The sequence below is a fragment of the Dermabacter sp. HMSC06F07 genome, assembly GCF_001807345.1.
Lineage (GTDB): Bacteria > Actinomycetota > Actinomycetes > Actinomycetales > Dermabacteraceae > Dermabacter > Dermabacter hominis.
In genome coordinates, this window is the sequence record NZ_KV788587.1 from 26,273 (window position 1) to 39,807 (window position 13,535).

Below are 13,535 nucleotides of genomic sequence, written 5' to 3' on the forward strand. Positions count from 1 at the left end.
TTACTTGAGCCTGTCCTTCCAGTTCACAGTCGGAGATACACATAAAGCATCATTCAACTCGTCAATGACAACCGCATCCCACGTGTGCGAGCGAAGGTCGTGAACGAAACGCTCTTGCTTAAGCGTGTCGATCGAGATGGCGACCTTCTCGAAATATGAAACAGAATTACTGGTTGCCGGAAGATTCTGCTTCACCGCCTGCTTACTCTGCGAATCAAGGCGTACAAACGGAAGGGCAAAGCGCACCCACATCTCGTGCTGCATCTGCTCAAGTACGTGCTTCGGGCACACGATGAGCACGCGCCGGCCCCGACCGCGGCGCATAAGCTCCGTCAAAATCATGCCGATCTCGAGAGTCTTCCCGAGACCAGCCGCATCCGCGATCAGGAGCCACGGCCTCAGCCGCTCCGGGTCCAGCGCCCGCTCAACCGCCTCACGCTGATACGGCAAATCATCCGCGAGTATCCGCGGCGCCACCGTGAGCCCCGGATGCGCGATCGGCACAGGTGTTTTCCGCAAAGTCTACTCGAGCCACAGGCGAGTCTTTCGATAGTGCGGAGACGCATCACCCACAAGCCGCGCCTCACGCGGATTCACCGGGACAACCCGGTCGAGGCTCTCGTAAAATTGCGCCTCGATGCCCTCCACGAAGTCACTCACACCCCGCACCGTGAAAAACGCGCCATCCGACGTCCTCTCCATCGGGATTACGAGCCACGTCTCATCGCGTACACGTACGAGCGAACCCGGCGGACTCATCGCGGCAACGCCGCTCACATTAGACGTGGCGTCAATGGGGGTCGCGCTCACGGGCTCCTTCCTCGAGGGGCGTGAACGGGGCGAAACCATTGTGTCACGGGCAGCGCGAAAGAGGTGCCGAACCCAAGCGGGCTCAGCACCTCTTTGGTGTTCCTTCCCGTACGGATACCTTTACGGCGGCCCTACGGTAGCGGTGAGCGGAAAAGGTTTAGCGCGGCCGGCGATCCTCGGCAGAGCCCACCGTGCCGCTCACATCCGTCGGATGGTCGAGGTACCAATAGGCAACGCTCGCGATGTCGTCATTACGCTCGAAAAGTCCGTTATCCCAGTCGCCGATCATCTGCTGCGTGACCCGCAAATTCTCAGCGAAGTAGATCGGATCAAGCAGGTGCCAGCGGTACATATCGAAGTGCGGCGGCATGCCGTGCTCGTAGTTTGAGAACTTTGAGCGGTCCTTGACGTCGACGCGCGTGAAACCGAATGAGTGGCTCGAGTAGGTCTGAGGGATCGGTTCTGGATCCTTCCGCAAAGCATCCTGGAATGCCCAGGAGCCACCCACATAATCTTCAAGGCCCGTGCTCGTGAGGGTGGGCCACTTATCGTCTCCATCGATGAAGAACTTGAGCTCGCCCTCGCCCCACCAGTAACGCTCAAGCGAGGTCAGGGTGAAGAAGGAACCCAGGTAAACGCCACTGCCTTTAATGTTCTCGAGAACGACGTGATCGTTGCCCTTGCCGAGGTCGCCATTGCTTCGGCGCCACTGTGCGTGGAAGTAGCCTGATGATTCATCGAGTTCATCGCCGAGCGTGCAATCCACCTGGTAGAAGACCCCTTCGATGACGTCCGGATGTTGGCTTTCGATGACGATCCGGGCATGCGAACGGAACGGCATCGAGATGAACGAATTGAATCCCGAATTCGGTGCCACAACGATCGGAAGAGACTCGACGCGGCTCGAGATCGCGCCGCCGCAGCAGAAGAAGTCCCCGAGGGGCGCCACGACCGAAGGCGATTCCTCGCCATCCCAATACATTTTCACGAGGAGATTCCGGTAGACGAAGGGGTTCGCTTTCGTCACTGCATTGCAGGTGATCCAGATATGCCGCACAACACCGGGACCCTCAACGTCGACGAGAACGAGCTCCTCCCCCGGCTTGAGGTCCACGCAGGGCGATCCCTTGCGGGCAACACCGAGATGCGATGCGGCCTGCGCGGCCTTTCCCTTCTCACCGCGAGGATTCTCCGCGTTAAAGGTGCGGGTCACAACGTCCGACTTCATGTGTGTGGGATCGAAAATATTCAGCACTTTTGCTCCTTTTACTTCACAGCGCCGGCGGTCACGCCGTTGCTCAAGGTTTTCTGGAAAATAAGGAAGAACACGATGGTGGGCAGCAGGGAGAGGAACGAACCGGCGTTCACGACGGTCATATCCACCGTGTATTGACCGCGAAGTGTCGCAAGCGCGATCGGAATCGTTTGTGCATCCTGGCTATTCAAAAGCACAACCGGGATATAAAACTCGTTCCATGTCCAAATAAAGAAGAACACCATCAAGACAGCAAGCGTCGGGCGAATCACCGGAACGACAACCGTCCACAGAATCCTCCAGCGGCTCGCGCCATCAACACGTGCGGCTTCGAGAAGCTCACGCGGGAACGTTCCGAGCACCCCTGCGAGCAGGTAGGTGCCGAATGCTCCCTGCAGCACGATGAAGATGATGATGACTGACCAAATCGTGTTGAGAGTGCCCGTTGCTTGCGCGATGTAGAACAGCGGGTAAATGAGCGCCTCTTGCGGAATCATGGTCCCGAGGAGAAGAACCGCGAGAACACCGGTGCGCATTTTGATCCTGCCGATACCGATCGCATAGGCAGCGAGCACCGAAATCAACACACCAACAACGGCAACGACGACCGAGATCACGATTGAATTCGTGAGGGCTTTCGGAAAATCGATGATGTCGAGGTAACTCTGAAGCGGCCCTAGATCAAACTTTTCCGGCAGCACCAAGGGGCCCCTCGTGGAGTAGTCCGCCGGGCTCTTGAAAGCATTGAGCACAACCAAAAGGAACGGCGAAAGAACGAGCAGGGCGCCGGCGCATGTCGCGATAAGCATGAGCAAGGATCCGGGTCTCACGCGCTCCCACAGCGTCCCTCGCTCCCGCTTCTGGATTTTGACGTCGCTCAACGGGTCTTTAGTCACCGAATCACGCATCTTCGCTCCTGCTTTGAACCCACAGCATGACGAGTGCAACCACGAGGATCACCGCCGCCATCACCGTGGCGATAGTCGCGCCGTATCCCACACGAGAGAGCTCGAAGAAGTTGCGGTAGGCGTAGTAACTCGGCACTACCGTCGATCCCTCGGGCCCGCCTCCGGTCAGGATGAGGATGGGCGCGAAGACCTTGAGAGCGGCGACGGTCGCCGTCAGGGTCACGATGAAAATTTCGGGCCGGATCTCCGGGATGGTGATTTTCCGAAGTTGCTGAAACCATGAAGCGCCGTCAAGGTCTGCCGCCTCATAGAGAGACGGATCGACTCGCCCGAGCGCCGCCATGAAGATGACAAGTGGGTATCCGAGCTGCAACCACACGAGCATGAGCATGACCGTGACGATCGCGACCTTCGGGTCACCGAGCCAATCCGGCGGATTGGAGATCCCCACGCTGCGAAGGACCGCGTTCACCGCACCCGCATCCGTATTCATCACCCAGCTCCAAATAAAGCCGGCAACGGCAATGGGGAGGATCTGCGGAAGGTAGTAGCATCCGCGCAAGAAGCTTGCGATGCGAGCTCCGTATCGCGGGGCCACGAGGTTGAAGAGGATCGCGGCGAGGAGAAGACCCAGAAGTGTGGGAACGACGACGATCGCCACGATCATCAAGAGCGAGTTCTTGAACGACATCCAAAAGGCATCGTCCTGGAACAAGGTGGTGTAGTTCTCGAGCCCGACCCAATTCATCTGCGCGGCTCCGCCTCGCCAGTCAAAGAGACTGATGAAGAGGTTTCCGAACAGTGGGATTAAGACGATGACCGAAAAGCCGATTGTCATCGGCAACAAGTACGGCCAATACCGTTCCTTGTGCCGAGCGTTGTGACGATCCCGGTCTCTAGGTCGAGCACGACCCTCGACGCTTATTGCGCTCATCGCGGTCACTTCCCAACGCCCGCGTCATAGAAGTCCTGAAGAGCCTTGATGAAATCGTCCGCGGTCTCGTTCCCGTTCGACATCGCCTGCATGTGTTCCTGGATGAAGTCGAGGAACCCAATCACCGGGTAATCGGGGTAGTACGACAGCACATCACCGTCCATGAGCTCAACGAAACGCTCGGTGTACTCGCGTGTGCGTTCATCACTGATTGCGGAGGGGTCACCTGCGATCGGCAGGCCGCCGAGCTCGCCGATGACATTTTGCACCTCGTCCGAGAGCGTGATGTCGATCCACTCGTACGCGAGCTCCTTGTTCTTCGCGCGCTCTGGGACGCCCCACAGGTGGCCCGACGAGCCCATCACGAGGTTCGCTCCGGGGAAGGTTGTGTAGCCCCAATTGAAGTTTGCTTCACTCACTGCCCGGTGGAAGACGCCGTGGTTCCACACAACCATCGCGGCCTTACCGCTGAGGAAGTTCACCGTCGCTTGCTCGAAGTTGAGGCCCGCGATGTCCTTGCCGACGTACCCCCGCTCGATCCACGACTGGAACCGCTTGGCGCCCTCTGCCCACGGGCCAGAGGTGAAGTCCACGGGATTCTTCACAAACATGAAGTCATCGATTTCGTCGCGTGTCGCTATTGCCGACACGAGCGAGTACCACACCCACATTTGGTTGAATCCTTGGCTCGTCGCCGCCGAGCTTGCAATCGGGGTGACCCCAGCCGCCATGAGCGTGTCCATGCCGGCCTCGAGCGCATCGAGGTCACTGAAGTCTGGTTCTACACCGTGCTCCTTGAGCAGATCCTCGTTGTAGAACAGCGTGACGTACTCGCCGATGTTCGGAATTCCGTACCAATCGCCCGAGCCAGCCATGCCGTTCTCATAGAGTGCGAACGAACGCATTGAGGGGCCGACCTTGTCGTCCCAACCGCGCGTGCTGACTTCGTCAGTGAGGTTGGTGAGCAGGCCTTGCATGGCGAGCTGGCCACCGTCGGCATTTCCCTTGTTGAACTCGATGACATCGGGAACGTCATTGCCCGAGAGCGTAATTTTTGCGTTCTGGCGCACGGCGTCGAAGCTCGTTTGCTCGAAGCTCACCTCCACGTCAGGGTGCTTCTCCTTGAAGATTTCGAGCGCCTTCTTCCACCCTTGGCCCTGGGCCGAGGTCGGGTCCTCGTACTGGAGGATCTTGAGCGACTTGCCGTCACCCTCGCCCGACGATCCACATGCGGTGAGACCAGTGGCGATCATCGGCGCTGCGGCGGCGATGCCGAGTGCGCCAAGAGTCTGACGTCGCGTGATTTTCATTTTCTTACCTTTCACTTGATGCGGTTCATTCCGCAGTGGTGGAAACGGAGTTTCGAGAAATTAGAGGGCAGGGGACTTTAATGCGAGACGGGTCCGTCGGTCCGTTGTCGATCAATTGCACGAGCTGACGTACTGCCTCGGCGCTCATGTGAGGGTGGGGAAGCTCAACAGTGGTGAGTCGCGGCTCAAAAAATTCGGACGTGTATTGCACGTTGTCGAATCCCACGATGCTGAGATCATTCGGGATCGAAAGGCCGATGGCTTGGGCTGCGCGAGCGACGCCAAAAGCTGTTCGGTCGGAGAAGCAGAACAGGGCTGTCGGGCGCTCCTCAGAACTTCCACTAAGAAGGTCCTTAGCTGCCTTTTCGCCAGCAGAAATCGAAGGGTCTAGCGCATTAATCACGACGGCTGAGCTCTCGTCCCCGAAAAACTCCTGCATCGCTTTGCGGTAACCCTCTTCACGCAAATGCCGAGCGATGTATTTCTCCTCGTCGATTCCGATGTAACCAATGCGAGAGTGGCCCGCATCGATGAGGTGCTTTGTCGCGTCATAGGCACCCTGAACTTCGTCGGCGATAACCTCAGTCACGACGGGTGAGAGTCCAGAACTGACACAGTCGAGGAAGACAAAGGGCACACCGTGCGGAACCTCGGGTATCTGCCGTCTGCGAAAGTAGTCCGCGGCAAAGATGATGCCGTCCACATCGCGCTGAAGGGCCGTGCGAATCGCGTCCTGCTCGGCGTTCGGCCCCTCGAGGACGGGGATCGTCACGAGAATGTACCCGGCCTCCGTCGCCGCTGATTGCGCGCCCAACACAAGGCCGGGAAGGAAGAGGTCATCAGCGCTCGTGTAACTGATGAGGGCAATCGCGTGGCTCTTATTGAGCTTGAGTCCGATCGCATGGAGGTTGGGCGTGTACCCCATGTCCATGGCCGCTGTGCGAATACGCTCGGCGAGCTCTGGGTTCACTCTCCCCTGATCCTTGCGATTCAGGGCAAGCGAGACCGTCGAGACTGATACACCGAGCTGTTCGGCGATGTCTCGCATACGCACCATTGCCGCCACTTCCTTTGCGCCGTTGCCGTGGGTCAATCGATTTACTCGTGACGTTAGAGACGTCAAACGGTTGACGCAACGACGAATCTGAAGAATTTTGTTATGGGCTCCCCGTTACGGCTTGGCTCGTCTTTCGGCGACTAGGATCGGGACTGTTGTCCAGTAAGGGCAGCGCCAACTGCCAGGCTGCACCGATCGCGAAGGAGAACGCCCATGGCACGTCGTTGGCCCGTCCCGCCTGCGCATGAGCGCGGCGAGGTTTTGCTTGCGAGTGGTCCAAGCGGCGTTTTCCATTGCATTTACAGCTTTCCCTCCGCGATTGCCGCGGTTCTCTTCGGAGGGTTTGCCACGTGTCTCGTTCTCGATCCTGGGAAAGCCACGCAAGCGGAGCTCGTCATCGGGGCGATCTTTCTGGCGGGCCTTGCCTTCCTTTTTTCGCGGGGTTCGTGTGGTGCAGGCGCTTTGGAGTGTGGGCTACGCAGCGCGGTGTGCTCGTGCGCTACATTCCGGGCCGAACGAAATTCCTCCCGTGGGCTGCGATCGCCGCTTCCGAACCCGGCATGCACGATGGAGTGGAGTTGCGATCTCTCACGGCACGCATGGTCGATGGCACGAGTCTCATGGTGCCCATTTTCTATCGAACGGACGGGCAACGAGACTTTCTCTCCTCGACAGTCACGCCCGACGGCGCCCGCTACGTGGGCTCCGACGTGAACCCCGCGGTCGTGCTGCCCCAACTGCTTGACCTGCATCGCCAGGGGCAGCTCGGGGCATAGCCGGGCTCGTGCACCGATCCCCTACAACAGCGTCTCGTCGCACCGGTCGCCTGCCATACTTGAGTCAAATCCTCCCACCACGAAGGAGCGCGCCCATGGCATCACGCTGGCCCATCCCACCTGCCAAAGAGCGCGGCGATGTTCTCCTCTCGTCCGGCCCCGGCGCTATCTACCGCTGGATCTACGGCGGAACGTGCGCGTTTTTCGCCGTGCTCATCGCGGTCGCACTCGTGATGACCAACCTCTTCCCCCACGACACTTCTGGTGCAGAGCGCGCCGTTCAAGCGGTCGTCTTTAGCGGCCTCATCCTGTTTCTCGTTTTCGGATTTCTGCTTTTCACCACGCAGGGGGTGTGGGCCACACGAGAAGGCATTCTCATGCGCTCGTTACCGGGCACGGGAAAGTTCCTCCCGTGGAGCGAGATCACCTCTTTGGAGCCGGGCCAGCTCATCGGCACACGCGTTCGCACCCTCATCGCGCACACGTCCGAAGGTGAGAGCCTCAGGGTTCCCGTTTACTACAGATGGGGCACGTCGAGGGTGAGGTTCCGCGCGAAGCTCACCCCCGAAGGCTCCCGCCTCGTGGGTCCCGACCCGGATCCCGCGGTGGTGCTCCCCGAGCTGCTCGAGCTTTATGGCGCCCACGGCCTTCAGAGTTCTCTGTAACCAGGTTCGCCGAAACTCGTTTCACGGCACATAAGAGCCCTCCCCCGCACCACCTCGTGGCGGCGCGAAGGGAGGGCTCGATATGTTCCCGGAACGGGGCGAACCGCTGGGCTAGCCCCAGATTTCCGCGACGGCCGCGATGAGCTCGGGGCTCGCCTGCTCGTAGTCGAACGTCTTCGGCAAATGGCCCGACGGCGCCTTGCCGAACGCCGAAATTTCACGCATGAGCGATTCGGGGCGCTTCGCGGCCACGCCGGCGATCGCCTGCTTGAGCGTGAAGCCAATTTCGGCATCGTTCACGAGGGAACGCAGGCGCGCGTAGCGAACCTCGCGGCCCTTCTCGGTGTCGTCGAGAACGGTGCCGAATCCAGCGCTCGTGAGCGTTGCCTCCTCGCCGACCTTGAGGCCGGTGACGGTGATCGTCGCGGCATGCGGCGCGGGCCGGTCAGCCGGGCTGAGCTTGCGAATGCGGAGCTCATCAGCAAGTTTTTCAGCGCCGGGGGCGAAGGTGGCGTCGGAGCTTTGCGCCTCCAGATCCCCAAAGGCAGCCGGGTCATGCCCGAGCAGCCGCACGCGCCACTCGCGCTGCTCAAGCGCCTCGCGCGCCACCTCGGGGGTGTCGGCGGGGATCGTGATGCTGAGCGTGTTTTCCGACGCCTGCACGGCCACGCGCACGTGGCTCCACACGAGGTCGTCGCCCGACTTCCACTCTTCGTGAAGCGTGAACTCGCCATCGCCGCCCGCGGCAACGATCAGCTCGAGCACCTCGGGGTTGTCCTCGATTTTCTCGGGAACCTCACCTGCCGGCGTGAGCGGGAGGATGCCGCCGGCGCGCACGAGAACGGGAATCGAGCCGAGTGGGCGGAACATTTCCTGCGTGAACGCACCAGAATCGGGCGTGCCGTAGCGCTGCTCGGTGAACAGATCGAACCACATGCCGCCGGGCAGAATCGGCTCGACGCTGCCGCGGCCCACACCCTTCGCGGCGGGGCGCGTAATCGGCGCAACGAGAAGCTCGGAACCGAACAGGTATCCCTGGTCGTTGCGATACGCGGGGTATTGCGGCGCCTCGAAATACACGGGCTCGACGATCGAGCGGCCCTCGTGGTGGGCGCGGTAATTCATCGAGTGCAGATACGGCACGAGGCGATGACGAAGGCGCAGATGCGCCGCCTGAATCTCGCCGTGCGGGGCCGGGAAGTTCCACGGCTCCTTCACGGCGAACGGAGAGTTCGACGAGTGCAGGCGGTTGATCGGCGAGAACACACCGAACTGCACCCAGCGAGTCGCGAGCTCGTTATCGCGAAAACCTTCCATGTGCCCGCCGATGTCGTGGCTCCACCAGCCGTAGCCGATGTTCGCCGCGGCCGCAGTGAAGCCAGGCTGGAACGCGAGCGACTCCCACGTCACGATCGCATCGCCCGAAAAACCCACGGGGTAACGGTGGGACCCGGGACCTGCGAAACGCGAGAACGTGAGCGGACGTTCAACCGAGCGCGCGCTGCGCGTGAAGTGCTCGTGGTTGAGAACCCACAGCGGGTCCACGCCCTCCACACTCGAGTAGGGGCCGGACTGCCAATCGATCCACCAAAAATCCGTGCCCTCATCCTCGAGGCGCTTATGCAGCACATCGAAATAGGCATCCATGAACTCGTCGTTATTCACGTCAAACGGGATCGCCTGGCCATCGGCGGGCTTGCCGAGCGCCTCGCACATCGCCTCGTACGCTTCCTCGAAAGCGCGCACGCCATCGGCCGGGTGAATGTTGAGGGTCACGCGAAGGCCGCGCTTGTGCAGCTCCTCGAGGAAACGCTCCGGATCAGGGAAAAGGTCGCGATTCCACGTGTACCCCGTCCAACCCGAACCGTACTTCGGGTCCACGTCGGTGAGGTGCCAATCCATGTCGATCACCGACACTGAGAACGGAATATCCTCCGCGCGGAACGCATCCATGAGCTCGAGGTAGCTCTCCTCGCTATAGCGGTGGTAGCGCGACCACCAGTTGCCGAGCGCAAACTTCGGCACGATCGGCTGAGGCCCACTAATCGCGAAATAATCCCTCACCGCGGCCACGTGGTCGCGACCCGCCGCGAACACAAAAAGATCGATGCTGCCTTCCTCGGCAGCGCGGGCGCGTAGGCGACCGTCGGCATCAAACACCATCGAGCTCGAATCGTCGATCTCCGCATACCCCACCGACGAGTTCACGCCCGGCTCGAGCGGGATCTTGCCGTCAGCGACATCGAGCGTGCGGGCCGCGCCGCCGAGGTTCCCGTCAAGCGCGCGCTGCGTCTCCCCGTTCAGCGCAAGCTGGCGATCCGCCGGCAGTGACAGATCCTGCCCGTACCGCCACACCGAGTGATACGCCGAAACGCCGCCCTTGACCTCGACCTTCAGGCCATTCGCCGTGAACGGGCCGCGATCATACTCGAGGTAAAAGTTCTCCGTCTCAACCGTGAGCCGGCCCTGGTACTCGCCGATCGTGTATTCCGAAGGATCAAGCACCACGTCGCGATTGATCGCGAAGGTCGACGGGCGATCCTCGAAAGCGCCACTCGGCGAATACTCGAGGCGCACCACGCGCGGCGTGACCGGCGTGATCCGGAAATGCTCGCCGACGAGTTCAGCGGGCAATTCTTGAGAAAACTTCTGCACGGAAAATCATCCCTTCACGGCCGCACTCGCGGCGCCAGCAATAAAGCGGCGTTGGAAAATGAGGTAGACGGTAAGAACAGGAAGAATCGACAAGGTCGTGGCAGCAAACAGGCCACCAAAATCGGTCGCATAGCGCCCGTTGAACGTCGTCAACCCTACAGCGAGGACCTGGAGCTTATCGTCATCGATCATCAGGTAGGGCCACAGGTAGTCCTCCCACACCCACAGGAACTGGAAGATCGCGAAGGCACTAATCGAGTTCCCGCTCATAGGCAGCACGATCCGGTGAAAAATGTACAGCTCAGAGGCGCCGTCAATTCGGGCCGCTTCAAGAACCGAGTCAGGGATCGAATCCATCGACTGTTTCATCATGAAAATGCCAAACCCGCTGAAGAGCGCCGGGATGATGATTGAAAGCCATGACCCCTTGAGCTGCGCGGCAGAAAACATCGTGTAGCGCGGAATGATCGTCACCGCCCACGGAATCATCATCGTGGAGAGGATGAAGCCGAACAGCACGCCGCGGCCACGGAAGGAATACTTTCCAAGGACGAATCCGGCGATACAGCTGGTATAGATACAGATCGCGGTGATCACCACTGAGAGGATCACGGAGTTCGCGAACAACTGCATGAAATCGAACTTGTCCTGGATGTTGAGGAAGTTCTCGAACGTCCATTCACGCGGAATCAAGGTTTGATCGAGCGCGCGAATCTCACTGTTCGGTTTGAACGCGCTGAGCAGCATCCACACGAACGGGAAAACCGTAATAATGCCGACAACGATGAGGCCCACGTGGAGCAGGATGACATTGAACTTACGCATTGCTGGCCTCCTCATTGAATGCCGCCACTGAAGCTACAGACTTCGATCGACGGTGCCGCGGTTTGAGGTTCATCCCGGAAACAGCGAAGGACAGGGCAGTAAGCGATGCAGTCACCACGAGCAGACCGAAGGCAATGGTCGAGGCGTAGCCGAAGTTGTACTTCACGAACGCCTCGTCATAGATGAGATACGAGAGGATGTATGTCGAGGTTCCGGGACCACCCTTCGTGAGCACCATGACCTGGATGAACGCCTGAAGGTAGGAAATCAGCGAGGTAATGATCACGAAGATCGTCATGGGGCGCAGGAGGGGAAGGGTGACATGCCAGAACCGCTTCCATGGGCTCGCACCATCCACGGCCGCCGCTTCCATGACGTCCTCTGGCAGCGAATAGAGCCCAGCGAGGAACAGAATCACCGCATAGCCGAAATCTTTCCAGATCGTCATCAACATGATCGCGGGAAGCGCGAACTTCGTGTCAAACAGCCAGTTGATGTCAAGGCCGAAGAACGTATTGATCGCACCCACCTGCGGGTCGTACATGATCTTCCAGACATACGCGACTGCCACAAGTGGAGTCACCGTGGGCATGTAGAACAGTGCACGGAAGAAAGTCTTGAAGCGCGTGACCTTTGTGAAGATCGCAATCGCAAGCGCAAGCCCGAGGATCACTCGGGCGGTGATCGCGACCGCGGAGAAAATCAGAGTGTTCACAATGGATGTTCCAAGGCGAGGATCCTGGAACATTCGCTTGTAATTCTCGAGCCCAACCGGATCAAACGTCCCGTTGAGCGGGTTCCAATTATGGAAGCTCCCCACGAAAGCGATCCCCACGGGGATCACGAGGAGCAGCAGGTTGAAGACGATGAGCGCAATCACGACGGAGTTTCGCACTCCGCGCTCGCCTTTGTAGCTGATCGCGCGCGCCTTCTTTTTCGCTGTCAGAGTTGACGTGCTCATGTGTTACCTCAAGGGATAAAGAGGGAGGTGCCCGGGATACCCGGGCACCTCCCGAGGTTCTTGCTGTGACTACTTAGAAGGCTGATAGTGCGCGTACAAGTTTTCGACGGCTTCGAAGTCGCTGTTCGCCAGGTCCTTCTCAATCGCCTCCTGCGCCGCGCCCATGGCAGTTGCGGGATCTGCACCGTTGTACAGAACGTCCTCCCACATCGTCTTGAGGTTCTCCTCGATCGTGGCAGGCATTGCACCTGGCCAGATGTAGCGGTCGATGCCATCGGCAAGCGAGCTCAGCTGCGGATCATCAAGAATTTCCGGATCCTCAGCAAGCGGCTTATAGCTCGGGAACACGTGGTAGTTGAGGCACACGGCCTTCAGCGCTTCCTTCGAGGTCAGATAGAACTTCAGGAAGTCCTGGGCAACGGCCTTCGTTTTCTCATCCGCGGCCTTATTGATGCCAAGGGTCGATTCGCCGTTGTAGCGGTCAAACGCGTACGGAGTTTCGCCCGAAACGTGCACAGGGGTGCGGAAGGTGTCGTAATTGACGTCCGGGAAATCCGCCGCCATAAGGCCGCCGTGGTGAGTCCAGGAGTAGATCATGGACGACTGCTGCTGGCCAAACGATTCACCTGAGCTCGTGCCAAAGTCCTTCGAGCCCACACCATCCACGTCGTAGAACGAGGTAAAGAGCTCGATGAGCTCCATCATCGCGTCACTTGCGACCGTCGGAGTCCTCTGGTCGTCAGCGAAGAGGTTCTGACCGCGCTGGTAGGGCAGGCCCGGGCTAAACGCGTTGAACTGGCTGTTGAAGTTGAAGCCCGCACGCTCGATCGTGTCGCCGTTCTTCTTGACGAGCTTCTTGGCCACCTCACGAAGCTCATCCCACGTCTCAGGAATATCGGCGTCCGTAAGGCCCGCTTCCTTCCAGTGATCGGTGTTGTAGTAGATCACGCCGGTCATCATGCCGAAGTCAACATAGTAGATCTTGCCGTCGATCACGTGCGCTTCCGCGCCCGTGTAATCGGCTGCAAGCTCTTCGACGGGAATGTCATACGGCTCGAGATACGGGAAGATGTTCGAGTGGTAGCTGTTGTGAATGTTGAAGATTGCGGGCTTGTCGCCGTCCTTGAGTGAGAGCGGAAGCTTCGTCCAGTAGTCCTCCCACGGCTGCTTCACGATCTTGATCTCGACGTTTTTGTGAATCGCCGTGTACTCGTCCACGAACTTCTGGAAAATCGTATCACCGTCCCAGAGCCACCATTCAAGACTAATGGGTTCACCATCGTTAACAAGGTGGTTCGGATCGTACTTTAGGGTTTCGCCCTGTACAGGGTGGCCGCTAGGGGCTTCTGCCATTTTTTCGGGCCCCTTAGAACCACACG

At 59.4% G+C, this 13,535-nt stretch carries 13 protein-coding genes; 2 read left to right on the forward strand and 11 right to left on the reverse strand.

From position 1 onward, the window contains the following. From HMPREF3157_RS06390 to HMPREF3157_RS06420, 7 genes are all read right to left on the reverse strand, one after another. A complete protein-coding gene (locus HMPREF3157_RS06390; RefSeq protein WP_070435877.1) occupies positions 1-504 on the reverse strand; it encodes an SNF2-related protein in 504 nt (167 codons plus the stop codon). 18 nt (positions 505-522) lie between these two features. Next, complete coding sequence (locus HMPREF3157_RS10800) at positions 523-810, reverse strand: hypothetical protein (protein WP_070435878.1); 288 nt, start codon at positions 808-810, stop codon at positions 523-525. A 157-nt stretch (positions 811-967) separates the two neighbouring features. Beyond that, a complete protein-coding gene (locus HMPREF3157_RS06400; RefSeq protein WP_246816543.1) occupies positions 968-2,065 on the reverse strand; it encodes a glycoside hydrolase family 172 protein in 1,098 nt (365 codons plus the stop codon). 11 nt (positions 2,066-2,076) lie between these two features. After that, the gene (locus HMPREF3157_RS06405; RefSeq protein ID WP_070435879.1) at positions 2,077-2,973 is read right to left on the reverse strand and encodes a carbohydrate ABC transporter permease; all 897 of its coding nucleotides are present in this window, start codon (positions 2,971-2,973) and stop codon (positions 2,077-2,079) included. Next, positions 2,966-3,811 carry a carbohydrate ABC transporter permease gene (locus HMPREF3157_RS06410; RefSeq protein ID WP_070435880.1) on the reverse strand — a complete coding sequence of 282 codons (846 nt, stop codon included), beginning with the start codon at positions 3,809-3,811 and terminating at the stop codon, positions 2,966-2,968. Before HMPREF3157_RS06410 ends, HMPREF3157_RS06405 begins: the two co-directional genes overlap by 8 nt. 101 nt (positions 3,812-3,912) lie before the next feature. After that, complete coding sequence (locus HMPREF3157_RS06415; protein ID WP_070435881.1) at positions 3,913-5,217, reverse strand: ABC transporter substrate-binding protein; 1,305 nt, start codon at positions 5,215-5,217, stop codon at positions 3,913-3,915. A gap of 25 nt (positions 5,218-5,242) precedes the next feature. Continuing rightward, positions 5,243-6,274: a LacI family DNA-binding transcriptional regulator gene (locus HMPREF3157_RS06420; RefSeq protein WP_070435882.1), complete on the reverse strand. Its 1,032-nt coding sequence runs from the start codon at positions 6,272-6,274 to the stop codon at positions 5,243-5,245. 467 nt (positions 6,275-6,741) lie between these two features. On the opposite strand from HMPREF3157_RS06420, the gene HMPREF3157_RS06425 reads away from it, so the two are divergent. Both HMPREF3157_RS06425 and HMPREF3157_RS06430 read left to right on the forward strand, forming a co-directional pair. Further along, on the forward strand, positions 6,742-7,050 hold the full coding sequence (locus HMPREF3157_RS06425; RefSeq protein WP_070435883.1) for a hypothetical protein: 309 nt from the start codon (positions 6,742-6,744) through the stop codon (positions 7,048-7,050). Between the two features lie 95 nt (positions 7,051-7,145). Continuing rightward, a complete protein-coding gene (locus HMPREF3157_RS06430) occupies positions 7,146-7,715 on the forward strand; it encodes a hypothetical protein (RefSeq protein ID WP_070435884.1) in 570 nt (189 codons plus the stop codon). Positions 7,716-7,826: 111 nt separating this feature from the next. On the opposite strand, the gene HMPREF3157_RS06435 is transcribed toward HMPREF3157_RS06430, so the two are convergent. The 4 genes from HMPREF3157_RS06435 to HMPREF3157_RS06450 all read right to left on the reverse strand — a co-directional run bounded on the left by HMPREF3157_RS06435 (position 7,827) and on the right by HMPREF3157_RS06450 (position 13,509). After that, on the reverse strand, positions 7,827-10,370 hold the full coding sequence (locus HMPREF3157_RS06435) for a TIM-barrel domain-containing protein (protein WP_070435885.1): 2,544 nt from the start codon (positions 10,368-10,370) through the stop codon (positions 7,827-7,829). Positions 10,371-10,376: 6 nt separating this feature from the next. Then, positions 10,377-11,195, reverse strand: a complete 819-nt coding sequence (locus HMPREF3157_RS06440) for a carbohydrate ABC transporter permease (protein WP_070435886.1) — start codon at positions 11,193-11,195, stop codon at positions 10,377-10,379. Next, on the reverse strand, positions 11,188-12,156 hold the full coding sequence (locus tag HMPREF3157_RS06445) for a carbohydrate ABC transporter permease (protein WP_070435887.1): 969 nt from the start codon (positions 12,154-12,156) through the stop codon (positions 11,188-11,190). The genes HMPREF3157_RS06440 and HMPREF3157_RS06445 overlap by 8 nt, the downstream gene beginning before the upstream one ends. A 69-nt stretch (positions 12,157-12,225) precedes the next feature. Further along, positions 12,226-13,509, reverse strand: a complete 1,284-nt coding sequence (locus tag HMPREF3157_RS06450) for an extracellular solute-binding protein (protein ID WP_083288089.1) — start codon at positions 13,507-13,509, stop codon at positions 12,226-12,228. Positions 13,510-13,535: the final 26 nt, after the last annotated feature.

Bases quoted from the DNA above. Each gene is read 5' to 3' on its own strand.
- HMPREF3157_RS06420 (WP_070435882.1), bottom strand. From the start codon at position 6,274: ATGGTGCGTATGCGAGACATCGCCGAACAGCTCGGTGTATCAGTCTCG.
- HMPREF3157_RS06430 (WP_070435884.1), top strand. From the start codon at position 7,146: ATGGCATCACGCTGGCCCATCCCACCTGCCAAAGAGCGCGGCGATGTT.
- HMPREF3157_RS06450 (WP_083288089.1), bottom strand. From the start codon at position 13,509: ATGGCAGAAGCCCCTAGCGGCCACCCTGTACAGGGCGAAACCCTAAAG.
- HMPREF3157_RS06410 (WP_070435880.1), bottom strand. From the start codon at position 3,811: ATGACAATCGGCTTTTCGGTCATCGTCTTAATCCCACTGTTCGGAAAC.
- HMPREF3157_RS06405 (WP_070435879.1), bottom strand. From the start codon at position 2,973: ATGCGTGATTCGGTGACTAAAGACCCGTTGAGCGACGTCAAAATCCAG.
- HMPREF3157_RS06415 (WP_070435881.1), bottom strand. From the start codon at position 5,217: ATGAAAATCACGCGACGTCAGACTCTTGGCGCACTCGGCATCGCCGCC.
- HMPREF3157_RS06440 (WP_070435886.1), bottom strand. From the start codon at position 11,195: ATGCGTAAGTTCAATGTCATCCTGCTCCACGTGGGCCTCATCGTTGTC.
- HMPREF3157_RS06445 (WP_070435887.1), bottom strand. From the start codon at position 12,156: ATGAGCACGTCAACTCTGACAGCGAAAAAGAAGGCGCGCGCGATCAGC.